We start from the raw sequence: 23,272 nt of genomic DNA, 5'->3' as shown, positions 1-23,272 counted from the left end.
TGAAGATTCTGACCTTGTTTAGCAGTTTGTTAAGTAAAATGAAGGACATCGCTTTTTCCTCCAGAAATTGCCCTCACTTACCCCAAAAGCTAAGCATATGTACTCAATTTGGTCTGGTACGCCTTATTCCTTAGGCGCAGTCTGGGACGGTCAAGGCACAAACTTTGCCCTCTTCTCAGAAAACGCAACGGGCGTAGATCTGTGCCTCTTTGATGCAGAAAATCGTGAAACCCGTTTGCCCCTCACCGAAGTTACTAACTTTGTTTGGCATGGCTATGTACCGGGCATTTCTCCAGGACAGCGCTACGGTTTCCGGGTAGACGGCCCTAATGCGCCTGAAGAAGGGCATCGCTTCAACGTAAATAAACTTTTGATTGATCCTTACGCTAAGGCGATCGATGGCGAGATTAACTTTGGGAGAGAAATTTTTGGCTATTGCTGGGGCAATGAAGAAGAAGATCTGTCTTACTCTACTTTAGACAGCGCCCATCTGATCCCTAAAGGTGTCGTGATTGATGAATCTTTTGATTGGCAGGGCGACAAGCTGCTCCAAACTCCCTGGCACAAAACTGTGATTTACGAAGCCCATGTGCGAGGACTCACCAAACTCCATCCAGAAGTTCCGCCCCATCTCCAGGGCACCTACGCCGGACTCACCCACCCCGCCGTGATTCAACATCTACATTCGTTAGGCATTACGGCGATCGAGCTAATGCCCATTCACCAGTTTTTAGCTCATCCCGGACACTTAGAAGGGAAAGGGTTGAGGAACTACTGGGGATACGATTCCATTAACTACTTTGCACCCTATTCTGGGTACAGCGCAGGGAACGTGAATGGAGAACAGGTTGTAGAGTTTAAGGAAATGGTAAAGACCTTCCATCGCGAAGGCATTGAGGTGATTTTAGATGTGGTTTATAACCACACAGGGGAAGGCAATCACATGGGCCCCACCTTGTCTTTGCGCGGTATTGATAACGCTTCTTACTATCGCTTAGTCGAAGATGAACCTCAGTATTACATGGACTTTACAGGCTGCGGTAATTCGCTGAATGTTCGTCATCCCCAAGTGCTAAAGCTGATTATGGACAGCTTGCGCTATTGGGTTTTAGAAATGCACGTTGATGGCTTCCGGTTCGATCTAGCCTCGGCATTGGCGCGGGAGCTTTACGCGGTCGATCGCCTTGCTGCATTTTTCGACATTATCCATCAAGATCCAGTCCTCGCTAACGTCAAACTCATTGCCGAACCCTGGGATGTGGGTGAAGGAGGATACCAAGTGGGTGAATTTCCGCTGCTGTGGTCAGAATGGAATGGCAAATACAGAGATACGGTGCGCGACTTTTGGCGAGGTGAAAACCGCACTTTGGCAGAGTTTGCCTATCGATTTACAGGCAGTTCTGACTTGTATCAAACCAATGGTAGACGACCCCATGCCAGCATTAACTTTGTTACCGCTCATGACGGATTTACGCTGCGTGACTTAGTAAGTTACAACGAAAAACACAACCAAGCGAACGGCGAGAATGGCCGAGATGGAGACAGCCATAACCGATCTTGGAACTGCGGTGTAGAAGGCGAAACAGACAAACTTGAGATTCTGCAATTACGGCAGCAGCAACAGCGAAATTTCTTAGTGACACTTATGCTGTCTCAGGGTGTGCCTATGTTGTTAGCGGGTGATGAAATGGGGCGATCGCAAGGAGGCAACAACAACCCTTACTGCCAAGACAATGAAATTTCTTGGGTTAATTGGGATTTGCAAGATCATGCTCTGCTAGAATTTTCCCAAAAACTGATTAACTTTCGGCTTCAGCATCCTATTTTTCGGCGGCGCAAGTGGTTCCAAGGTCGAGCCATTCACGGTTCGGATGTGAGAGATATTGCTTGGTTTAACCCCAATGGCGGCGAAATGACCGATAAGCAATGGAATGATGGGTTAGCCAAGGCGATCGCCATTTTTCTTAATGGACAAGAAATTCCGACTCCGGGTTCTAAGGGCGAACGGGTTGTGGACGATGATTTTTTAATTGTTTTTAATGCACACTATGAGGCGATCGAGTTTACGCTGCCTAAGATGCTGCAACAATGGGAATGGAGCACGATTGTAGATACTACCAAACCAGAGTTTGTCGGACAGGGCTATCGATATAAAGAAGGTGAATCTTTAGTCATGACAAAGCGGATGAGTTTGGTGTTGCAAAAGGTTGAGTTTAGCGGATAGGCGAGGAACGCGGCGTAGGGGTGGGCGATTGCCCCCGCTCGTTGCGCCATACCTGATCGTTGCGCCATAAAAGTAAAGGCAAACTGAGCAACCCTATGGCAATTACAACCGCCGTCATGACTGCCACTAACCATCGGCTAGGACGATAGTCACTCCGTTCAATTTGCCAGAAAACGCGGTTATACTGCCACGCGGCTAAAGCAATTACTAAAACACCAAAGACGACTAACGTCACACCCAAATTTTTAGAGTTAAAGAGGGGATCAATTGAAACTTGCTGTTGCATGAGCGTGGCTTGAAGTTGCTGAACAAACAAACCAAAACGAGCGATCGCAAACCCAAAGCCAATTAAAGCAATGGAGGTGCGAAGCCATGCCAAAAAAGTTCGCTCATTAGCTTGATGCTCTCGTTGGCGATCGATCTTAGGATTTTTCATCAGGTTGAATCATAGAAAAGAAATGCCCAATCAGGTAAAGTGACCCACACAACACCGTTGTCGAATTTTGTTCAGTTAAGTCAGCCTCAAATGCTGCTTCTAACCCTTCAATGACATCTGCATAAACGCCACAATGCACCAAGCTTGGACAAGCGGTTTGAGCCACCTGTGCCAGCGCATCCATATCCGTAGGCAAATGCTCTGGCACGGGCACGAGATAGAGGCGATCGCCTGCTCTCAACAATTCTTGGAACACCTCCCCATGATCTTTATTAGCGATCATTCCCATTACCCAATGAATCGATCGCGTCACCTGATTAACATCCTGATTAACATTCTGGTTATCAAGGGACAAACTATCAATATAACGACGTAGCATCTTTGCTCCGGCAGGGTTATGCGCTCCATCGATTAATAGATTATGATGCCGCCACTGCATCCACTGTAACCGCCCTTGCCACTGAGCAGTCGCCAGCCCTTGTACAATATGATCTTCGGTAATTTTCCAACCCTGTTGTTGCAGAATGTGAAACGTAGCGATCGCCAACGCTGCATTAATCAGTTGATGCTCGCCGGGCAAAGATAATGAATAGCGGCGAGATGCTTCTGGATCAACCCAAGTGACCGGACAATTCAACTCAGATAACCTTGCTTGAAGAACGGCTTCAGCCTCGGCAGGCTGCGGCGCAATGACAGCCGGACAACGAGGTTTGAGAATGCCCGCTTTCTCGTAGCTAATCTTTGCCAAGGTATCACCCAACCGTTGCCAATGCTCGCGGCTGAGAGATGTGATGATGCTAACGAGAGGGCGATCGCACACATTTGTCGCATCCAGCCGTCCTCCTAGCCCCACCTCAACGACAGCAACATCCACTTGCTGCTGCGCAAAATATAGCCACGCCACTGCGGTAATAATCTCAAACTGCGTCGGCGATGAATAATCCAGATCAATAGCAGCAACAACCTTTAACAAAAGATGATGCAGTTCAGCAGGTGAAATATCTTGACCATTCAGGCTAATGCGCTCACACCAACTCACCAAATGGGGAGACGTATAACGCCCAACCCGATAGCCTGCGGCAGTCAGCACCGCCGAGAGAAATGCACAGGTAGACCCTTTGCCATTACTGCCTGCCACATGAATGATGGGGACTTGCCGCTGCGGATTACATAAATCATTTAACAAGCGTTCAATTCGCTCCAAGCCTAGCTCTACCCCAAAGTGAGTAAAGCGGTTGAGAATCGCGCTAGGTTGAGCATCAGAAGAGAACGGCATTTAGAGTTTTTGAACTAGTTTACGGAGATATTGATAAACGGGAGAATAGAGCAGATAGAGCAAGAAGAAGAGATTAAGCGATCGCTCAAACACACTAAATTCTCTCCCATAATACCGATGATCATAATAGCTAACAACGCTCTGAAATCGCGTCGTCCAATCAAACGGAAAGAAAATGAGCGAACCATCATCAACATGAGTCAAAACATCAATGACAGAATGCAGTAAGCACGCTAAAAAGAACCACAAAAACCACAGAGAAAGCTTATTCTCCTCTCCTCGGCGAGAGCTTTGCCAAGCCCACCCTAACCCTAACAGCAACAAGATTGGCGCATGAAGCAAATTGTGAGAAACGATCCAAAGCGGATGATGGAAATACAACTGATCGAACATGAGGGCAAATGCCTGTTTTGTACTCCATCCCAGCATGAAATGATAGTAAATCATGCCCCCAATAGATAGCCCCCATAACGCCAAATCTGGCGCGATCGCCCCCCAAAGAAAAGCGCGTTTAACGATGGCAACTTTGGGTAAGGCTTTTTCTAAAGTGGCGGTCATTAAAAAATGAGACGGGGTTTGCATCGGGTTTAACTTGGGGGAATTCAGAAAATTAGCTTAATCCAGCAACACATCCTCGTGGTTAGTCTCTGCATGATGATCATAGTCATCCCATTCTACATTCGGCATTTGCTCAAACGCCTGCCTCAAAGAACACTCCCACAAGTGCCGAATTTTTGCCAAATAAGGATCGCCCAACGGCAAGCGCAACTGATGGCGAATAAAAAAACTATCGGCTTCATACATTGCCAGATTGATGGGAGGTCCGACCGAAATGTTGGATTTCATGGTTGAGTCAATAGATAGCAACGCACATTTTGCTGCTTCTTCTAGAGAGGTTTCATAGGTGAGGGCACGATCTAAAATAGGTTTCCCATATTTGGTTTCACCAATTTGCAAGAACGGCGTTTCGGGCATGGCTTGAATAAAATTGCCCTGACTATAAATCATAAACAGCCCCGGAGCATCCCCCCGAATTTGCCCACCTAATAACAGCGTGCATTTAAAGTCAATATTATCTTTGGCGAGCCAAGGGCGCTCTTGCTCTTGAAGCCGACGAACTTTGCCGCCAATGTAACGGGCAACATCATAAAGCGTGGGCAAAGTATGGATGGTTTCTTCTTGAGACGCGTTTAGATCTTGCTGAAGGGCATTCATCACAGCTTGGGTAATTGAGAGGTTGCCTGCTGTACAAAGCATAATGACGCGTTCTCCGGGGTTGGAGAAGTCAAATAGCTTTTGGTAGGTTGAGATGTGGTCTACACCTGCGTTGGTGCGAGAGTCGGTGGCAAGGACTAGCCCGTAGCAGGTGAGAATGCCGAGGCAATAGGTCATAGAGGAGGGTGAGATATTAATATGAGAATGGCTTAGAGAACACTCTTCTGGATTTTATAGCGGGGATGGTAGAGATGGACAAGAGCGAGGAAACAATTAAGTTAGATCAGTTTTTGAAACTGATGTGTGTGGTACAAACGGGGGGCGAGGCAAAAATGCTGATTCAAAATGGCGATGTCAAGGTCAATGGAGCGGTTGAGGTACGGCGGGGGCGAAAACTGGTGCTGGGCGATCGCATCACCACATTTGGCGAAAACTATGTGGTCGAAGAGGCGGAATAATTGGTGCCTACGCTAGTCTGTCCTAAAAGCTGCCCTAAAAAGTGATAATCTCTACCTTATAAAGCTGTGTTTATTTTGGACTTAATATGATTTCCGACGCATTGAAACTGGGAGGAATTTCAAGAATGAAACGCTTGGTAGGGACGATAATGGCTTTGGGGCTAATGCTGATTAGTTGCCTGGGCATCTTCAGCTTTCCGCAACAGGCTGAAGCAGCCCACTCACCGCTCGTTGCAGAATTTCGCAACAGCATGGACGATAAGCTGGCAACTGATTTTGGCAAAAAAATTGATCTAAATAACACTAACGTGCGGGCATTTGCGCAGTTCCCTGGACTGTACCCCACGCTAGCTCGGATGATTTTGAGCAATGCACCTTTTGAAAGTGTTGATGAAATCTTCGAGATGCCCGATTTGACGGAGCGTCAGGCAGAAATTTTGAAGGCGAACCTTGATAAATTTACCCTCTCTTCCCCCGATTCTGCTCTGGTGGAAGGGGGCGATCGCTTTAACAACGGCATTTATCGTTAGATGAATGAGGCTAATTTTTTAAGCATTGCTGAATTGCATATGAAAATCCAGTTCCCCTGCCCTCTTAGGGAAGGGGCTAGGGGTTAGGTTGAGTTAGCAACGCAGCTAGATAAACCTCTCCCCCAACCCCTCTCCTGAAGGAAAGGGGCTTTGAGCAGATTCATACTTTCATTCAGTAACGACAATTTTTAAAGACTGACGGCTGAGACTCAAAACTTAGTCTTCGGTCTTTTTTCGTTATTGTGTTTTAAATAACCCTTACTTTGTTTCACTTCTGTGCCCCATCTAACCTTGCCCAATGCCTTCGATGTCCTCATTGTAGGAGGGGGAGCCGCAGGGCTATATACTGCCCTCTGCTTACCTAAAACGCTGCGAGTTGGGCTCATCACTAAAGATTCTCTTTCCATATCAGCAAGCGATTGGGCACAGGGAGGTATTGCAGCGGCGATCGCCCCAGAAGATTCTCTCCAGTTGCACGTTGAAGATACGTTAAAAGCTGGAGCCGGACTATGCAACCCCGCCGCCGTACAGCTTTTAGTCGAAAAAGCGCCTGAATGTGTACGATCGCTGGTAGAAATGGGAGTGGCGTTCGATCGTCAGGGGGACAACCTGGCACTGACCCTAGAAGCTGCCCATTCTCGCCGTCGTGTTCTTCATGCTGCCGATGCAACCGGACGAGCCATGGTTTCCACCTTAGCGGCGCAGGTGCTAAACCGCGACAACATTCAGGTGCTTTCCCAGGCGTTTGTCCTGAATTTATGGATGGCTGATCAAACCTGTCGAGGAGTCTGCCTATTGTACAAAGACCAACTGTGCTGGCTCCAGGCAAGGGCGATCGTCCTAGCCTCGGGTGGAGGCGGACAAGTATTTGCCCAAACCACCAATCCTAGTATCAGTACTGGCGACGGCGTAGCCATGGCGTGGCGCGCAGGCGCAGAACTCCGCGATTTAGAATTTGTCCAGTTCCATCCCACCGCATTAACCTACCCTGGCGCGCCCCGGTTCCTAATTAGCGAAGCCGTCCGGGGTGAAGGTGCACACTTAGTTGATGATCGGGGGCATCGCTTTGCTTTCGATTATCATCCTGCTGGAGAACTTGCCCCTAGAGATGTTGTCAGCCGCGCCATCTTCAGCCATCTTAAACAAAATACTGGCGGGTCTGCCCATGTCTGGCTCGATCTCAAACCCATTCCCGAAGACATCATTCGCCATCGCTTTCCCAATATTATTCAAGTGTGCCAGCGGTGGGGCATTGACCTCTTTAAGCAGCCTATTCCTGTTGCTCCGGCTGCTCACTATTGGATGGGCGGCATCCTTACGGATACCCAAAGCCGCACTTCGATCCACGGGTTGTACACGGTTGGCGAGTCTGCTAGCACTGGAGTCCATGGCGCAAATCGCCTTGCCAGCAATTCTCTGCTCGAATGTCTTGTCTTCGGCGCACAGCTTGCCAACATTACTCTGCGAGAAGATCCGATCGCCTATCCCATTTCTGAAGTCCAAGACCTTCCTCCCTTAAACCTCTCGTTAACGCCCCACATTCAAGAATGGCGACCCTTGCTTGCTCGGCTTATGTGGCAAAGCGCTGGTATTTGTCGGGATCAGCAAACCCTGGAACAGGCGATCGCCCAAGTTAAGACCTGGCAAGAAGAATTCGTGGCAACTAGCGAAACAGCGATCGCCTATATCGATCATCCCCCTGAGTGCGCTGCTGCGCAGATACCGCAAGGGTCGTTCTCACTCACAGCCTCCCAAGTCTCCGACCTCAGAATCTGGAGCGAAACCCGAAATTTGCTCGACCTATCTTACTTAATTCTAAAAAGTGCCCTATTTCGCACCGAAAGCCGAGGCGGACACTATCGCACCGATTACCCCCATACAGACAATTTCGACTGGCAAGTCCATACCCTCATCGTCGGGAACGTTTGGCAGAAATCGCAGGTATAGAAAAATGGGCATTGCTGAATGAAAATATGAATTCCTTCAAAGCCCCTTTCCGGCATTGCTGAATCAAAATATGAATCCTTCAAAGTCCCTTTCCTTTAGGAGAGGGATTTAGGGAGAGGTCTGTCTCGCTGCGTTGTAGAAACCTAACCCCTAGCCCCTGCCCTGCGAGGGCAGGGGAACATGATTTTCATATCGCAATTCAGCAGCGCCGAAAAACGTAACAGCAACACAATCCACGGATCTATTTCTCAGATCTGAGGAGGGAGAGAAATTGTAAAGATTTCAAGAAGACCTTCCAATTAAGCGCAGTTCTTATAGTTTCCTCTTTTCAAGTTAGAGGGAGGGCGGTACAGTTAGGGCAGCATTTACAAATCTTGTTTGCTAAGCTAAAAGTCAAAGTCGTTAGGAACTGAGTGGCATAGATCACATTCCAAGCGTGATGAGTGATCGCTGCTGTCATGACGACGTAGGTTCAACCCTCTCCTTGTCAACCCATTTATTGCATCAACAAAGGATTCAGAGTTTTGGCGAACGTCCGATCGCTTGGACTGTAGAGATAGGATCGCGAGTTAGCCTTAAAGAATTGTGAAGTTTCAAGAGTTTTGGGTAGAGTCGTCCTCTAAGAGGTAGTGCAAAGTCTCAATGGCTAAAATTTTAGTAGTCGAAGATGAGCGTGTTGCTACCTGGAGTATTCAAGAATCTTTAGAAGGTTTTGGGCACACTCTTGTTGCCCAAGTGCCTTCGGGGTCGGAAGCCATTCGGGCGGCTGGAGAAACTCAACCAGACCTGGTTTTGATGGATATTCAATCAAAAGGTAGGGTTGATGGTATTTCTATTGCGGAGCAAATTCGGAGTTTGTTGAAAATTCCTATTATTTATCTCACGGCACATGCCAACAGCCGCACTTTAAAGCGAGCGATCTCTTCTAGACATCCCCAGGGAACTCCCACAACAACGAGATATTTGATCAAGCCTTTTAATCAAACCGATTTACATACCACCATCGAAATTGCCCTGCTGCGTAATCAGTTTGAAAAGCGCTTGGCGGCGATCGAGTATCAGTTATCGACTCAAGCTAGCGATCGCCCCAGCCCCATTGAGTTTATGAATCCAGATACCGAAGTCTCAACCACCGGATCTCAGCCGTGGGAAGCAGCAGCACCCGCTCCTCATTCTGGTTTAGATTTAGTGAATGCGGAAAACAGTGAAACCCCAGAAACTCCTACCCCCTTACCCCCCAACCCACGACGGGTAACGCTACCAGAACAATGCCTATCCTCTGCTAAGCAGGGAACTGAACAATTCATTAGAAATGATACTGATACCCTTCAAGCGATCAGTGGGGCAGCAACGGGCAGCATGACGATATTTCCAGGCATTCACGATTTAAGACTGGTAGAAGCACATCTAGAGCAACAGGTTCAGGAACGGACAGCACAACTTCAGCAGGCACTTGATTTTGAAGCACTTCTAAAGCGGATTACTGAGAAGGTTCGAGATAGTCTTGATGAAAGCCAAATTTTGCAAACTGCTGTCGAAGAACTCACCACCGAGCTAAACACCACCTCCTGCGACACAGGACTGTATGATCTTAGTCTCGCCACTTCTACGATCGCCTACGAATCTGTTCAGGTAGGTGTGCCCTCTGCCCAGGGCAAAGTCGTTTACATGGAAGATGAAGAGGCAATTTACTCACGGCTCTTATCAGGGAAAGCGATACAGTTTTGCTGGATTAAATCAACAGAAAGAACCCTAAGACCTCGCTCAGAAGGCTCTACAACCCTGGCTTGCCCCATCATTGGTAAACCCAGCGTCATTGGCGATATCTGGCTTTATCGAGTGGGGAAAGATGGATTTGTAGCTGCCGAAGTCCGATTAGTGCAACAAGTTGCAAACCAATGTGCGATCGCCATTCGTCAAGCTCGCCTTTATACCGCCGTCCAGCAGCAAGTCACCGAACTCGAAAGCCTTAACCAGGTCAAAGACAATTTTCTCAACGCAGTTTCCCACGAACTCCGCACTCCCATTTGCAGCATTAAAATGGCGAGCCAACTTCTCGAAATTCGGCTGAATGGAGCGGGATTACTAGAACCTGACGGCGAACCCATCAAACGATATCTACAGATTTTGCAAAGTGAATGCGATCGAGAAATTAGCCTCATTAACAACATGCTCGATCTCTCTCGCCTAGATGCCCAAATGGAACCCGTTCACCGAACACCCATCAAGCTCCAGGATTGGATTCCCCATCTCCTTGAACCTTTTGCAGCCCAACGGCAAAAGCAGCAACAGCAGCTTGTCGTTGATATTCCGGTTGACTTATCTCCTGTCGTTTCAGATTTAGCCAGCCTAGGGCGTATCCTGAGCGAACTTCTGACTAATGCGTTTAAGTACACTCCTGCCCACGAAACTATCAAAGTTTCTGCTGGCATTGAATCTACAGAAGTCCCTCGCCTTTCGGAACCAAGGGCTCAAGAGCACAAAGCCCAGTTTCCGCCACACAATCCTAGAAATTTTCAGCCGACTCCAGCAGTTTTTGCGATTCGGATTAGCAACTCAGGTGTAAAAATTCTTCCTAGTGAGCAAACTCGCATCTTTGACAAATTTTACCGTATTCCTAACGCCGACCCCTGGAAACATGGAGGAACGGGATTAGGACTAGCGCTTGTCAAACGAATAGTGACTCATATTGGTGGAGAGATTCAAGTGCTTAGTCAACAAAGCTGGACAACTTTCACAGTCTATCTTCCCCTCAGCTAACGACTTCCAGAACCAGCGCTAGGAGGTACTCCCTCTCGACCACTCATGTCCGGACTATCGCCTTGAGCCTGAAGCACAGAATTCACTGAATTAGCTTTACTAACCCCCATCTGATTAGAAAAAGTCATGGCTGGCGGTATTGAGAATGCTAACAGTTGGACAGAAAGGATCAAGTGCATCCCGCCAATCACGCACACGATAGGGTTGAAACCAGGACTGAAAACAAGATTCATGTAGATAACCCACTAATGTACGGCAGTAGACACTCAGATCAAAGTCTTTCGCTCCACGGAGAACACTTTTACACCTAGAGAATCAGTACTTTTTCCCTGACAATAGTAGATATACCATACTAATCCCACCTTGCTTCATAAAAATTAACAACTGGTTTCGTTAAGTTCAGTAGTTTTTCTGAGTACATTCATATTTCATAACAATTACCAAGGAAACTTCAAGTTTCCTTGCGCTAGTTCATCTTTCTCAGAAGTAAAAAGCAGGATATTTGAAATTTTTATTAGCTCTTTAACCGATTTCAGGGTACGGACGACTCTACTAAAAGGTCTGGCTCTAGTAGAATCACTCCTCGTTTAGAGCACCTAGCCCCTGATATGCTGGATACTGCCTTTAAAACCTCAGCCCTGTCCTATGGATCCGACCCTTTCAAACGACCAAGAAGCCATTATCTTGAACGAAGAAGCTACATCATCAGCCCTTTCGACTGAGCAGTATCAACGAAAGATGCAACGACGGAAAGAGGTACAAGAGCAGCGCTTAGCAGAGCGATCGCATCAAAAAGGTTTAATTATCGTCAATACTGGGACTGGCAAAGGTAAAACCACGGCGGCGTTGGGTATGGTGTTGCGATCGCTGGGTCATGGCTATCAGGTGGCGATCGTCCAGTTTATTAAAGGAGCCTGGGAGCCAGCCGAAAAAACCGTGTTCGAGCCTTGGACAACTGGAGAAACTCCTCTCCTGGAATTTCATGCAATGGGCGAAGGCTTCACCTGGGAAACCCAGGATCGCGATCGCGACATTCAAAAGGCACAAGAAGCTTGGCAGAAGGCACTGAGCTTTATTAAGAACCCTGAGTTTAAGTTAGTTCTACTTGATGAAGTAAATATTGCCCTGAAGCTAGGATATTTGCAGGTTGAAGAAATCTTGGCAGGGCTAGAGCAGAAACCTGATGAGTCTCATGTGATTCTGACCGGACGAGGCGCACCCGCAGCGTTAATTGAACGGGCTGATCTAGTGACAGAAATGACGCTAGTGAAGCATCCCTTCCGAGAGCAGGGAGTTAAGGCACAAGCAGGAATTGAGTTTTGAGGCGCATTGTAAGCAAAATGCTGGGCACAGAATGTTAAGTTAAGAGCAATCGCCCATCAACCCCACACTCCATGCCCAACAAGAAGTCTGTCAAAGCTAACTAGCTTAAACCTGCATTCGCTCCAGGTTTTCCAGTTGCCAATTCCACCTTGACAATTTTGCCGCCCATCTTCATGATGCGCTGCTGCTCTTTGAACCAGTTGTCGTAAGGAACCAACTTGGTAAAAAAGGTATTCTGTAGTTCCCGCTGAGTACGAATCCGACTCTGGCTGGGAACACAGGCTGTAATTTTGAACATCCGCATTTTGTATATCGCTCCTGTGTAGGCTAAAAATTTTTGCGCCTAGTTTTTTGCGCCTAATACAGCAAGGCTGGGAGTTTGAGATCAATCTTAGACCGTCACAGCTAGCTCTCATGAACCGCCGTTGACCACCTAACACTCACCCCAAACTTCCCAGACCTCCAAAAATATTGAGTTTAAAATTGCCGAATTGACAATTTACTCACATTTAGCTCAAGCCAGAGCAGATGTAGTCGAAGTACACGCCCATTTCTTTACCAGCATCAGCACCGACTAAGCTAGCGGTGACTTCTTTCATCGCTTGGATAGCTTGGACGGTGGAAGAAACAGGTACACCTAGAGAGTTGTAGGTTTCTTTCAAGCCGTTCAAAACGCGCTCATCCAAGATGGAAGGGTCGCCAGCCAACATGGCATAGGTCGAGTAGCGGAGGTAGTAGTCGAGGTCACGAATGCAGGCTGCATAGCGACGGGTGGTGTACATATTGCCACCGGGACGGGTGACATCTGAGTACAACAATGACTTAGCTACAGCTTCTTTGACGATCGCAGCAGCATTAGCGCTGATGGATGTTGCGGCACGAACGCGAAGTTCGCCGCTAGAGAAGTAGCCTTTTAGCTTTTCTAGAGCAGACATATCCAGGTACTTGCCCTGAACGTCTGCGGAGTTGATGACAGAGGTAATTGCGTCTTGCATGATTTTGCTTCCTTAAATTAAATGAATGTCGATCAGGCTAAAAATGTTAAAAGATTTGAACAGTGGATGATTTACCCAGTTCAACCTTTTACTACTGCATAGCACCGATGACGTAATCGAAGTAAGCACCTGCCTCAGCAGCATCCTCACCCGACATCATTCCAACGGCTACGTTTTTCATTGCCGCAACACCCGAAGCGACTGCGTCGATGGGGGTGCCGAGAGACTTGTACATCTCACGAACGCCGACGATGCCGATTTCTTCGATGGAGGTCACATCACCTGAAACCACTCCGTAGGTCACAAGGCGCAGATAGTAGTCCAAGTCACGAAGGCAAGTTGCAGTCATTTCTTCGCCGTAAGCGTTGCCACCGGGGGAAACAACGTCAGGGCGCTTTTGGAACAGTTGGTCGCCTGCTTGCTTGACGATCCGCTCACGGGATTCGGTCAAAACTTGCGCAATCCGTACACGGCGTTCGCCAGAAGTGACAAAGCTTTTGATTTGGTCTAGTTCACCGGGGCTTAGGTAGCGAGCCTCAGCATCGGCGTTCACGATGGACTTCGTGATAATACTCATTAAGGGATTCCTCCGAAAAGCAAGATGTAACCGAGTTTGTTTAAACTAGCGTTCACGAATGAACGATTGAGTCTTGAACTGCAAGGCGGCTTCTGAACGCAGATTTCTTAAAGAAGAAATTCTTCTTCTCTGCGAACTTTTAACAACCTTTACTTGAGCATACTGATAAAGCGAACGCGATTCAAGGATGCTTAAGAAGTTCATTCTTCAGTCTCTATGCAGTAATTTTCCGGCATGGCGTTCCCCTTCTTAGGAGTGTGCAATATTTTGTAATACTTTCTTAGATCTGTAACGCTATCTCCATACGCCGCTGCGATACGAGAAGACAATCCTTAACGAATGTTATAGCCGAATAAGTTAGGATCTACTTCTTCAGTGCCTAAATTCCCTAGCCCATATTCTGCCCAGCGGCGATCGACCATTGCTGCTACTTCTGGATCGGATTCGAGGATAGCGGGGAAGGGGCGATCGGTTTCGGGATAAACCTTTGTGGTGGCATCCATGCCCATTCGTCCGCCTAGCCCTCGCTGCTCGGTGGCAAAGTCTAAGGAGTCGAAAGGATTGTTGGGCAAAATGAACACATCCCGCTGCGGATCGACCTTAGAGGCGATCGACCAGATAACTTGCCTCGGATCGCGGACGTTAATAGATTTATCGACCACAATTACAAACTTGGTGTAGCTGAATTGCGGTAAAGCGCTCCAAAATGCCAGTGCTGCCCGTTTCGCTTGTCCAGGATAGGTTTTATCAATGGAAATGATCGCAGCCTTGTAGCTGAGTGCCTCCATAGGTAGAAAGAAGTCGATGATTTCGGGGACTTGTTGGCGCAGAATGGGCGTGTAGATCCGGTTGAGGGCGATCGCCATCATTGCGTCTTCTTTGGGCGGACGACCACTAAACGCCGTCATGTAAATCGGATTTTTGCGATGGGTGAGGCAGTTGAAGCGGATCAGAGGCGCTTTCTCATTCACACCACCATAAAACCCCATGTGGTCGCCCGCTGGACCATCGATCGCCACTTCTCCCGGCATGATCGTTCCTTCTAACACAAACTCCGACTCAGCCGGAACTTCTAAATCCACCGTTTTACATTTAGCCAGTGGCAATCCAGACCCGCCATAAAGTCCAGCAAAGAGCCACTCCGACATATCAATCGGTAACGGCGTTGCAGCCGCTAGCACTACCAAAGGATGCACCCCGATCGCCACTGCCACTTCCAGGTTTTTCCCCCGCTCTGCCGCCTTCCGCAAATGCCGAGTTGCACCTCGGATCGACAGCCACTGCACCGTCATCGTATTTTTTGACTGCACCTGCAAACGGTACACTCCAACGTTAGGAATTTGGGTTTCGCAGTCTTTGGTAATCATTAGCCCCAACGTGAGTACCCGCCCCGCATCGCCAGGATAGACGCGCAGCATGGGAATTTGGGTTAAATCGACTTCATCCCCCTTCAGCACCACCTGCTGACAAGCCGGAAAGAAGTCTCGACTAGGCTTTGCCTTAACCACATCCAGCAGCACCTTGCCCAGATTCACGGTTTGGGAAAAGTTCTTGGGAGGCCGCAACTGGTAAATCGTCGCCAGTTTTTTGCCTAGCTCTTCTAGTTCCTCTGGGCGTTCCATTCCCATTGCCCAACAGATTCGTTCGACTGTTCCCATGACGTTAATAGCAACAGGAAAGGGAGAGTTTTTAACGTTTTCAAATAACAGTGCGGGGCCTGCCTGCTGCAACATGCGATCGGCAATCTCGGCAATTTCTAAATCAGAATCGACCAGCGCCGAAATCCGCCGAAGTTGCCCCCGCTGTTCTAGTTGTTTAAGGAATCCCTGCAAGTCTCTTGTCATAGCCAAAGAATGTAAAGCGTCTGTTTACATTATGGGGGCGATAGAGAGAATTCTTGTCTGGGTGAAAAGTTAGTTTGAGACTTAGATTCAGTAAGCTATGCCGCAATTTCTCGTATCTAACCCCCTGTCTAACGAAGTCAGGAGATTTTTATCTAGCTCAATCAGGCTCAAACATTTCTCTATCCTTTGAGACATGAACCTGTTTTATACCCTGTGGTAACGTGCTTGGAATATTAAGATGGTGCTAGGTGAGATGACAGACGGACAGGTTTACTAGAGCAGTACTTCCCCGCCGATCGCCAATAAAGGAGCACAGAGTGGCAAGGTCTACAATTCCAGAAAACGTTCTAGCCAGTGCCGGAGAAGTGGGAACACTCCTGCGATCGTTTGACTGGGAAACAACGGCGATCGGCGCGATCGAAACTTGGTCGCCTAGTTTGTTGACAGCCGTGCTGTTATGCTTGCCCTCTCGCTTTCCAATGGTCATTTTGTGGGGAACCAGTCTGACTCAAATTTATAACGATGGGTATCGAGTGATTTTAGGAGGAAAGCATCCTCAGTCAATGGGGCAACCGACCCAAGAGTGCTGGTCAGAAATTTGGCAGATCAACGAACCCATTTATCAGGCAGTTCTGACTGAGGAAAAGGTCACTTATCTAGAGGATCAACTCTACCCAATCAAGCGCGATGGGCACGTAGAGGAATGTTACTTCACGCTATGCTATAGCCCGATCTACGAAGGTAAAACCGTGGGCGGCATTTTGGTCACGGTGCTAGAAACCACGCAGAAGGTGCTAGAGCAACGTAGGCTGCTCACCCTTCAAGAAAGCGAACGGCGGCAAGCTCAAGCGGCTTTGCAGGAAAGCGAAAGGCAGTTGCGGCAATTGGCAGAAACGATTTCTAGCGTCTTCTGGTTAGTTGATCTGCACGCGTCTCAACTGCTCTATGTTAGTCCGGCTTTCGAGACAATTTGGGGACGTTCCTGCACCGACCTGCATCGTAACTTCGACCTTTGGATTGAATCTGTCCATGTGGACGATCGCCAACGGGTGAGGACGGCTCCAGCGCGATGTCTTGCCCAGGGCAGTTGTGAGGAGGAATATCGGGTGATACGTCCAGATGGGTCAATTCGATGGGTGCGCGATCGCGGGTTTTTGGTACGAGACGAGGCAGGACAGCCCTACCGATTAGCAGGCGTAGCTGAAGATGTGACGGAGCGCAATAACCTGGAAGCCGAGCGCGTTCAGATTCTCAGCCGAGAGCAAGCGGCTCGCGTTGAAGCCGAACGTGCCAACCGTCTTAAAGATGAGTTTCTAGCCGTGCTGTCCCACGAAATCCGTACGCCCCTGAACCCAATCTTGGGCTGGTCAAAAATATTGCGCCGCGGCAAGCTCAATCCAGGACGAACAGATGCCGCTTTGGAAACAATTGAGCGCAATGCCCAACTCCAGGCGCAGCTTATTGATGACTTGTTGGATATCTCCCGAATTTTGCAAGGCAAACTAAGCTTACGACCTGTACCGATTGATTTAAGTGCAGCGGTTGTTTCGGCGGTGGAAACCATTCGGCTGGCTGCTGAAACCAAAGAGTTAAATTTGCAAATTGACGCGCCCCTCGGTTGTTACTTTGTCATGGGCGATGTGACTCGGCTCCAGCAAGTTGTGTGGAACTTAGTCTCGAATGCAGTTAAATTTACACCGATCGGAGGCAAGATTCAGATCCAAGTCAGCCAGGTGGAAGAGAACGTGCAACTTCAAGTTCACGACACGGGTAAAGGTATTCATACTGATTTTTTGCCCTATATTTTTGAGTACTTTCGTCAACAAGATGGCTCTACAACTCGTCAGTTTGGGGGGTTGGGGCTGGGGCTGGCGATCGTGCGGCAGATTGTGGAACTGCATGGAGGCGCAGTAGTTGCCGAGAGTGCTGGAGAAGGACAAGGCGCAACTTTTAAGGTAACAATTCCTCTCCACAAAATCCTTTGCCAGAAAACCTGTATTCCAGATTCCAAGGCTCCTCATCCCAATTTCCTCCCGCTAGAAGGTCTGCGAATTTTGGTGGTTGATGATGATCCAGATTCGCAGCATCTAGTTACTTTTGCGGTGCAGCAAGCCGGAGCCGAAGTGGTAGCAGTTTCTTCTGCTAGTGAAGCGCTACAAAGCCTTCAGCGCGTTCAACCGGATATTTTGGTCAGTGATATTGGGATGCCGGATATGGATGGCTATGCGATGATGCGGGAGATTAAAGCCATGCCTCTTAATCTCTTTGTCACGATCGCCCTCACGGCATATGCCAGCGAAGCCGACAAACAGCAAGCGCTAGACGCTGGGTTTCAACGGCACTTTACCAAACCGATTGATCCTTTTGCCCTGATTAATGCCATTACTCAATTGGTCGATCGCCACGCTCTAGCAAATCGTTAGAATTGAAAACCCCCAGGAAAGTCTACCGTGACCAGTAATTATGAGTTTGGGTCTGCTCAAGATCTGCATCCGCTCAACCACAGCAAAGAGGCGCTACTCAGCCGCATGGCGAACCGGATTCGGCAGTCTTTGGATCTGCAAGAAATTTTGGATGCCACGGTCATTGAGCTACGGGCTTTTTTACAAACCGATCGCGTTAAAATCTATCGTTTTGACTCAGATGGTCATGGTCATGTGGCGGCAGAATCGAGCGCCAAAGACCGCTTGCCTTCGCTGCTGGGGTTGCACTATCCAGCCGATGACATCCCACCTCAGGCAAGAGCCTTATTTGTCAAAGCTCGGACGCGCACCATCATTGATGTATCGCAGCAGCGCATCTGGCTCAACTCAATTCCTGCCCCGAAATCAACTTCTATTCAAGACTTGAGCGTTGAAGCGGTTCTGCAAAACCCCCTCGAAGAAACCCTCAGCCGCCCAGTTGATCCCTGTCATGTGGAATATTTGACCGAGATGGGTGTGCAGTCGTCGCTGGTCGTCCCCATTCTGTACCAGCAAGACCTTTGGGGGCTGCTAATTTCCCACCATGCCGAACCCAGAGAGGTTGCTGAAGAAGATCTACAGGTGGTGCAGTTGTTGGCAGATCAGGTTTCCCTGGCGATTGCCCAGGCGAGTTTACTCAGTCAAGCACAAGAACGCTCCCAACGAGAGGCGATCGTCAATCAGATTGCGGCTCTGCTCCATGCAGCGCGTAGCCCCGAACAGATTCTTCAAACTGTTCTAGAACAAGCCGTTAAGACTTCTGGAAGCTCTGGGGGCAGACTTTATCTCACTTCGCCTGATGGGTCACTGCCTACGCATCTCTACACCTACGGCACCCAGCTCTCTACTACTGAGGATCAAACTTCAGAACTAGAGTCTCATCCGCTTTGGCAAGCCACCAAGGCTAGAGAGCCAGCTTTGGAGGAGTTAAGCCCTAGTGAAACCGTCTCCTCAGATCAGCCAGTGCGTGTAGTCGTCAATCTTCAGCAAGAGCCACAACTTCACCCGCTGTTGGAAGTCTTCCAAAGCACTGAAATTAGGGGATTGGTCATTCAACCCTTGTCCTATGGTAATGAGTTCTTGGGCTGCCTCACTTTGTTTCGAGATCAGATTGACACAGCTACCCTCTGGCTGGGCTATGAAACAACGGACGATCGCCAGCAGCGCCCCCGGCAGTCAATGGGGCAATGGCAAGCTCTGAAACGAGATCAGGCGTTGCCCTGGAGCCTGGAAGAAATGGAACTCATTCAGTCGCTTAACCTGCACCTGTCGATCGCCATCATGCAAAACTGGCTGCACCAACGAGAACAGCAGCAGCGCCTGGTGCTAGAAATGCACAACCAGCAGTTGACCCAAGCTCAAGCCGCCGCCGAAGAAGTTAACCGCCTGAAAACTAACTTTTTGGCAATGACCAGCCACGAACTACGAACGCCCTTAGCCTCAACGCTAAACTATCTGAAGCTGCTCAAAGATCGGCTCTACGAAGACGAAACAGAGTTGCGCCAATACATTGAAGGAGCCTATCAATCTACCCGTAATCTAGTCACCATCATTAACGATGTGCTCGACATTGCCAAAATTGAATCTCGCCACGTCATTCTGGATCTAGAAGTCTTGCACCTGCCTAAGCTCCTACAAGAACAGTGCTTTTTAGTCGATGCCGAAAGTCGTTCAACGCGAACGCCCCTTACCCTCGACTGCCAGGTTGACACTGTATTTGCCGACAGAATCAAAGTCCATCAGGTCATGACCAATCTGCTTAGCAACGCCTTCAAATTCACTCCACGGGGAGAAGTGATTATGCGAGTGAGGGAGGACAGTACGGGCACCATGGCAGAAATCTCGGTGATTGATTCTGGCATTGGCATTGACATGACGACTGCCGAACATCTGTTTGAACCGTTCATTCAGGCAGATGGATCTCCCCAACGCGATTACAAAGGAGCAGGACTGGGGCTAGCGATTTGCCGTAAGCTAGTAGAACTTATGGGCGGGCAAATTTGGCTCGAAAGTTTGGGCGTTGGACAAGGAACCACGGTTTCGTTTACCCTGCCGCTTCATCCACCTACCTAAGAGGTCAAGCCTTTGCAAGTCTTGTTGGTTGAAGATGATCATCTGCTGGCAGTCGGAACGGCTAGACTGCTGGAACGCCTGGGCGGGCATCAAGTAACGATTACCTGCGACCCTGCCGAAATTTTTCGTCGTTGCGAAGCCGAAACTGTAGACCTGGTGATTATGGATATCAACTTGCCTGGAGTTTCATGGAAAGGGCAAAAAGTTGATGGTGCTATGCTCTCATGCCATCTAAAGGCTTGGTGTCACGAACTCCCCATCATTGTGGTTACTGCTTACTGTCTGCCTACTGAGCAGAAGACACTGTTGATCCAATCTAAAGCCGACTATTGCTATCTCAAGCCTATTACAGACTATGAGGCTTTTTTAGAGATCATGTCCCAGCTTAAGCAGAGGAGAAATTGAGTCAAGATGTACAAGCTAGCTATCTTAGACGATGACCCGCACTGGTGTTTGACGGTAAAGCGCTTTCTCCGACAGGATTTTTCGGTGGTCGTTTATCAATCGATCGCCACATTCCTGTGGCAAGCCGAGATGCTAGATCAATATGATGCTTTGCTAATTGACCTCTCTCTTCCAACAGCCCGCCATGAAACATACGCAGATGGCATGGAGGTTGTGGCTCGCCTGAGAAAAATCCTGCCACAACCCCCTCTCATTGTTCTAGTTACAGCCTATATGAGTGCTAACGAGTTAGCCGTCAGCGGCAAGGAAATTTGCCCGGATGCAGATAGCTATTTTGCCAAAGATGCCGGACTAGAAGTTTTGGCTCACCAATTGAAGCATCTTCTAACTGCAAAATAAGTGCCGATCCAGCCCTAACGTTAAAGGGAACTGAATAGGGCTGCCTTTTTGAAAAGTTAGTTTGAGACTTGAATAGGGAATTCATAAGGACAACATCCTCATGAGGTTGTCCTAAACGTGTCGATTCTAAGAGTCATTCAACCTTCGATCGCCCCAGATGATTGGAATGTAGGACAAAGCCAGAGACAGGCGATCGCGATTCTACTGCTCGATCTCGAAAATATTAAGTTAGATCTAAATGAAGAAAGATTTCTTCAAACCTGCTGCAAGCATCCCCTCCAGATCAAAATTGCTTTTGCCAATTGGCGAACCATCAGCTGCCAACAAGATGCAGAATTGAACGATCGCGGGTATCAGATGATTCATGTACCTGCCGGAAAAAATAGTGCAGACATGAAAATGACGGCGATCGGCTCCTCGCTATTTGTCCCTTATCCCAACGTGAAAGAAGTACTGGTTTGTTCCTCAGATAGCGATCTTGCTCATCTCTGCAATACGCTTCGGATGCACGGATTAAGCGCTTATACAGTCCGTAGGCAACCAGAATCTCTGCATGTCACTAATCTTTCAACGGGTCAAACTTTTAATCACCAGCCCTAGCCGCCACAGCCCAATATTCTACCTTTAGAAGAATGCTTAAGCGGTATTAAAACTCTAATTCAGAAACACCAGCAGCTAACCTCAAATCAATGGGTTCAACTCTCATGGCTATCCAGAAAATTTCAAGAGACTTATGGGTTTACGCTAACTCAGTTAGTTAATCACCATCAGCTTGGGCAGCAAACCAGCGATCTATTCACTGACCATCCTGGAGAGTTTGTCATTCACCAATCGGCAGAAAAAAAGGAAGCTTATATTTGCCTTTTCATTCCTCCTAAACTCAGTTCAGTGTTCTCTAGTCCTTCACCTACCTGTCCATCTACGCCAAATGGGCAATCTGACCAAGCCGCTCCTAGTATTCGTTCTAGACAACAGTTAGAAAAAGCCCTACTAAAGATCCTCAAGACTCAGACATCCGAAACAGTAACCAGATATGCCGAGTTTACAAGTTTGCTGAATGAATTTCAGAAACAGTATGGAAAGCCACTTAAACACTTTTTAGATGTTCTCGGCATTCAGAATAAATCCCGCGTTTTTTTAGAAAGCTGTCAGGGATTTGAACTCAAGCAAGTTGGAAAAATTTGGCAAGTGTCCATAAAGCAATAGTTGGTAGAGCGATCGCTAAGGATAAAAGCCCATCTTCGGCAATCCTAGCGTTTCATCCCAGCCCATCATGATGTTCAAACACTGCACCGCCTGTCCTGCCTGTCCCTTCAGCAAATTGTCGATCGCCGAGATGACAATGACTCTGGCAGTCCGAGGATCAACCTCAATACCGATGTAGCAATTATTAGTCCCACAAGCCCATTTAGTCTGTGGAAAAGTGCCACTAGGCAACAGCTTCACCCAAGGCGAATTTCGGTAAAACGCCTGATAAATCGTTAGCAAATCATCCCGTACCAAGCCCGGATCGCGCAGATTAGCGTAGACAGTCGCTAAAATACCCCGCACCATCGGAATCATATGGGGCGTGAACTGCACCTGAACTTCATGTCCTGCTAAGTCGCTACAAACCTGCTCAATTTCGGGAGTATGACGATGGCGCGCTACGTTGTAAGCCCCCAAAGACTGATCCGCCTCTGCCAACAGCAAGTTAGTTTTCGCCTGCCGTCCGCCGCCCGATGCTCCTGATTTAGCATCAATAATCGCCGACTCTGAAAGAATTAAACCTTGCTTCAACAAAGGCGACAGCGCCAACAGGCTAGCAGTTGGGTAGCAGCCCGGACAACCAATGAGTTGCGCCTCGGCAATGCGGCTGCGATAGAGTTCGGGCAATCCATAAACCGCTGTTTCTGCCACTTCTCGATCGCTGCGGGTTTTGCTGTACCAGCTTTCATACGTCGAGAGATTTTCAAAGCGATAATCGGCGGATAGATCCAGCACTTTGCAGCCTTTTTTGAGCAAAGTTGGAGCCATATCGCAGGCGAGTCCGTTGGGCAAAGAGAGGAAAACTGCTTGACAACGATCGCCAATTTTCTCCAGGTCGATCGTCTCAACTGTTAGCTTTGTCTGCTGCGCCAAGTGGGGATAAATGTCTGTAAATGGCTTGCCCGCGCTCGATTCGCCTCCCAAATAAACAATCTCTACCTCCGGATGATCTAACAACAACCGCACCAGTTGCACACCGCCGTAACCCGATGCTCCTACAATTCCGACTGGCACGCGCGCCGAATCACCCATGATGCTTACTCACTTTAAGAATTAATTTCGTAACCACACGATAGATCATCTTGATCAAACCTATCCAT

General features: G+C 48.3%; 22 protein-coding genes. 12 read left to right on the top strand and 10 right to left on the bottom strand.

Annotation, left to right across the window (positions count from 1 at the left end; translation table 11 throughout):
• The first annotated feature begins 97 nt into the window (after positions 1-97).
• Entirely contained in the window at positions 98-2,224 is a 2,127-nt protein-coding gene (gene glgX, locus KME11_04600) for a glycogen debranching protein GlgX (GenBank protein ID MBW4514484.1), read from the top strand.
• Here the strand turns inward: glgX and KME11_04595 are convergent.
• The 4 genes from KME11_04595 to KME11_04580 are packed head-to-tail and all read right to left on the bottom strand — an operon-like array spanning position 2,214 to position 5,328.
• Entirely contained in the window at positions 2,214-2,660 is a 447-nt protein-coding gene (locus tag KME11_04595) for a DUF202 domain-containing protein (GenBank protein MBW4514483.1), read from the bottom strand. The two genes, glgX and KME11_04595, sit on opposite strands and share 11 nt — an antisense overlap.
• Entirely contained in the window at positions 2,647-3,936 is a 1,290-nt protein-coding gene (locus tag KME11_04590; protein ID MBW4514482.1) for a bifunctional folylpolyglutamate synthase/dihydrofolate synthase, read from the bottom strand. The genes KME11_04595 and KME11_04590 overlap by 14 nt, the downstream gene beginning before the upstream one ends.
• On the bottom strand, positions 3,937-4,518 hold the full coding sequence (locus tag KME11_04585; protein ID MBW4514481.1) for a metal-dependent hydrolase: 582 nt from the start codon (positions 4,516-4,518) through the stop codon (positions 3,937-3,939).
• A gap of 33 nt (positions 4,519-4,551) precedes the next feature.
• Positions 4,552-5,328: a proteasome-type protease gene (locus KME11_04580; GenBank protein ID MBW4514480.1), complete on the bottom strand. Its 777-nt coding sequence runs from the start codon at positions 5,326-5,328 to the stop codon at positions 4,552-4,554.
• 74 nt (positions 5,329-5,402) lie between these two features.
• On the opposite strand from KME11_04580, the gene KME11_04575 reads away from it, so the two are divergent.
• From KME11_04575 to KME11_04560, 4 genes are all read left to right on the top strand, one after another.
• Positions 5,403-5,609 (top strand): RNA-binding S4 domain-containing protein, encoded by a 207-nt coding sequence (locus tag KME11_04575; protein ID MBW4514479.1) that lies wholly within the window; start codon positions 5,403-5,405, stop codon positions 5,607-5,609.
• 125 nt (positions 5,610-5,734) lie between these two features.
• Entirely contained in the window at positions 5,735-6,139 is a 405-nt protein-coding gene (gene psbU, locus KME11_04570) for a photosystem II complex extrinsic protein PsbU (protein MBW4514478.1), read from the top strand.
• Between the two features lie 276 nt (positions 6,140-6,415).
• The gene (gene nadB, locus KME11_04565) at positions 6,416-8,086 is read left to right on the top strand and encodes an L-aspartate oxidase (protein MBW4514477.1); all 1,671 of its coding nucleotides are present in this window, start codon (positions 6,416-6,418) and stop codon (positions 8,084-8,086) included.
• 642 nt (positions 8,087-8,728) lie between these two features.
• Positions 8,729-10,846 (top strand): response regulator, encoded by a 2,118-nt coding sequence (locus KME11_04560; GenBank protein MBW4514476.1) that lies wholly within the window; start codon positions 8,729-8,731, stop codon positions 10,844-10,846.
• Here the strand turns inward: KME11_04560 and KME11_04555 are convergent.
• Entirely contained in the window at positions 10,843-11,079 is a 237-nt protein-coding gene (locus tag KME11_04555; protein MBW4514475.1) for a hypothetical protein, read from the bottom strand. The genes KME11_04560 and KME11_04555 overlap by 4 nt on opposite strands.
• A gap of 412 nt (positions 11,080-11,491) precedes the next feature.
• On the opposite strand from KME11_04555, the gene cobO reads away from it, so the two are divergent.
• Positions 11,492-12,169 carry a cob(I)yrinic acid a,c-diamide adenosyltransferase gene (gene cobO, locus KME11_04550; protein MBW4514474.1) on the top strand — a complete coding sequence of 226 codons (678 nt, stop codon included), beginning with the start codon at positions 11,492-11,494 and terminating at the stop codon, positions 12,167-12,169.
• Between the two features lie 100 nt (positions 12,170-12,269).
• Here the strand turns inward: cobO and KME11_04545 are convergent, their stop codons facing one another.
• From KME11_04545 to KME11_04530, 4 genes are all read right to left on the bottom strand, one after another.
• Positions 12,270-12,473, bottom strand: a complete 204-nt coding sequence (locus KME11_04545) for a phycobilisome linker polypeptide (GenBank protein ID MBW4514473.1) — start codon at positions 12,471-12,473, stop codon at positions 12,270-12,272.
• A gap of 205 nt (positions 12,474-12,678) precedes the next feature.
• Positions 12,679-13,164 carry an allophycocyanin subunit beta gene (gene apcB, locus KME11_04540; protein ID MBW4514472.1) on the bottom strand — a complete coding sequence of 162 codons (486 nt, stop codon included), beginning with the start codon at positions 13,162-13,164 and terminating at the stop codon, positions 12,679-12,681.
• Between the two features lie 91 nt (positions 13,165-13,255).
• Positions 13,256-13,741, bottom strand: coding sequence for an allophycocyanin subunit alpha (gene apcA / locus KME11_04535; protein ID MBW4514471.1), 486 nt, complete (start codon positions 13,739-13,741; stop codon positions 13,256-13,258).
• Positions 13,742-14,073: 332 nt separating this feature from the next.
• On the bottom strand, positions 14,074-15,585 hold the full coding sequence (locus KME11_04530; GenBank protein MBW4514470.1) for a UbiD family decarboxylase: 1,512 nt from the start codon (positions 15,583-15,585) through the stop codon (positions 14,074-14,076).
• A 317-nt stretch (positions 15,586-15,902) separates the two neighbouring features.
• Here KME11_04530 and KME11_04525 point away from each other — a divergent pair, with 317 nt between their 5' ends.
• The 6 genes from KME11_04525 to KME11_04500 all read left to right on the top strand — a co-directional run bounded on the left by KME11_04525 (position 15,903) and on the right by KME11_04500 (position 22,130).
• Positions 15,903-18,008: a PAS domain-containing protein gene (locus KME11_04525; protein ID MBW4514469.1), complete on the top strand. Its 2,106-nt coding sequence runs from the start codon at positions 15,903-15,905 to the stop codon at positions 18,006-18,008.
• A 105-nt stretch (positions 18,009-18,113) separates the two neighbouring features.
• Positions 18,114-20,120 carry a GAF domain-containing protein gene (locus KME11_04520; protein MBW4514468.1) on the top strand — a complete coding sequence of 669 codons (2,007 nt, stop codon included), beginning with the start codon at positions 18,114-18,116 and terminating at the stop codon, positions 20,118-20,120.
• Between the two features lie 12 nt (positions 20,121-20,132).
• Entirely contained in the window at positions 20,133-20,525 is a 393-nt protein-coding gene (locus tag KME11_04515) for a response regulator (protein ID MBW4514467.1), read from the top strand.
• Positions 20,526-20,531: 6 nt separating this feature from the next.
• Positions 20,532-20,924: a response regulator gene (locus KME11_04510; protein ID MBW4514466.1), complete on the top strand. Its 393-nt coding sequence runs from the start codon at positions 20,532-20,534 to the stop codon at positions 20,922-20,924.
• 117 nt (positions 20,925-21,041) lie between these two features.
• On the top strand, positions 21,042-21,524 hold the full coding sequence (locus tag KME11_04505) for an NYN domain-containing protein (GenBank protein MBW4514465.1): 483 nt from the start codon (positions 21,042-21,044) through the stop codon (positions 21,522-21,524).
• A gap of 288 nt (positions 21,525-21,812) precedes the next feature.
• Positions 21,813-22,130 (top strand): hypothetical protein, encoded by a 318-nt coding sequence (locus KME11_04500; protein ID MBW4514464.1) that lies wholly within the window; start codon positions 21,813-21,815, stop codon positions 22,128-22,130.
• A 15-nt stretch (positions 22,131-22,145) separates the two neighbouring features.
• Here KME11_04500 and argC read toward each other — a convergent pair whose 3' ends face one another.
• On the bottom strand, positions 22,146-23,204 hold the full coding sequence (gene argC, locus KME11_04495; protein MBW4514463.1) for an N-acetyl-gamma-glutamyl-phosphate reductase: 1,059 nt from the start codon (positions 23,202-23,204) through the stop codon (positions 22,146-22,148).
• Positions 23,205-23,272 lie beyond the last annotated feature (68 nt).

It is taken from the genome of Timaviella obliquedivisa GSE-PSE-MK23-08B (genome assembly GCA_019358855.1).
Classification (GTDB): domain Bacteria; phylum Cyanobacteriota; class Cyanobacteriia; order Elainellales; family Elainellaceae; genus Timaviella; species Timaviella obliquedivisa.
Note: the sequence above shows the minus strand (reverse complement) of the source record. Positions and strands in the feature narration are given on the sequence as shown.

Coding starts and splice junctions, on each gene's coding strand:
- glgX (MBW4514484.1), top strand. CDS start 98: ATGTACTCAATTTGGTCTGGTACGCCTTATTCCTTAGGCGCAGTCTGG.
- KME11_04595 (MBW4514483.1), bottom strand. CDS start 2,660: ATGAAAAATCCTAAGATCGATCGCCAACGAGAGCATCAAGCTAATGAG.
- KME11_04590 (MBW4514482.1), bottom strand. CDS start 3,936: ATGCCGTTCTCTTCTGATGCTCAACCTAGCGCGATTCTCAACCGCTTT.
- KME11_04585 (MBW4514481.1), bottom strand. CDS start 4,518: ATGCAAACCCCGTCTCATTTTTTAATGACCGCCACTTTAGAAAAAGCC.
- KME11_04580 (MBW4514480.1), bottom strand. CDS start 5,328: ATGACCTATTGCCTCGGCATTCTCACCTGCTACGGGCTAGTCCTTGCC.
- KME11_04575 (MBW4514479.1), top strand. CDS start 5,403: ATGGACAAGAGCGAGGAAACAATTAAGTTAGATCAGTTTTTGAAACTG.
- psbU (MBW4514478.1), top strand. CDS start 5,735: ATGAAACGCTTGGTAGGGACGATAATGGCTTTGGGGCTAATGCTGATT.
- KME11_04560 (MBW4514476.1), top strand. CDS start 8,729: ATGGCTAAAATTTTAGTAGTCGAAGATGAGCGTGTTGCTACCTGGAGT.
- KME11_04555 (MBW4514475.1), bottom strand. CDS start 11,079: ATGAATCTTGTTTTCAGTCCTGGTTTCAACCCTATCGTGTGCGTGATT.
- cobO (MBW4514474.1), top strand. CDS start 11,492: ATGGATCCGACCCTTTCAAACGACCAAGAAGCCATTATCTTGAACGAA.
- KME11_04545 (MBW4514473.1), bottom strand. CDS start 12,473: ATGCGGATGTTCAAAATTACAGCCTGTGTTCCCAGCCAGAGTCGGATT.
- apcB (MBW4514472.1), bottom strand. CDS start 13,164: ATGCAAGACGCAATTACCTCTGTCATCAACTCCGCAGACGTTCAGGGC.
- apcA (MBW4514471.1), bottom strand. CDS start 13,741: ATGAGTATTATCACGAAGTCCATCGTGAACGCCGATGCTGAGGCTCGC.
- KME11_04530 (MBW4514470.1), bottom strand. CDS start 15,585: ATGACAAGAGACTTGCAGGGATTCCTTAAACAACTAGAACAGCGGGGG.
- KME11_04520 (MBW4514468.1), top strand. CDS start 18,114: ATGGCGAACCGGATTCGGCAGTCTTTGGATCTGCAAGAAATTTTGGAT.
- KME11_04510 (MBW4514466.1), top strand. CDS start 20,532: ATGTACAAGCTAGCTATCTTAGACGATGACCCGCACTGGTGTTTGACG.
- argC (MBW4514463.1), bottom strand. CDS start 23,204: ATGGGTGATTCGGCGCGCGTGCCAGTCGGAATTGTAGGAGCATCGGGT.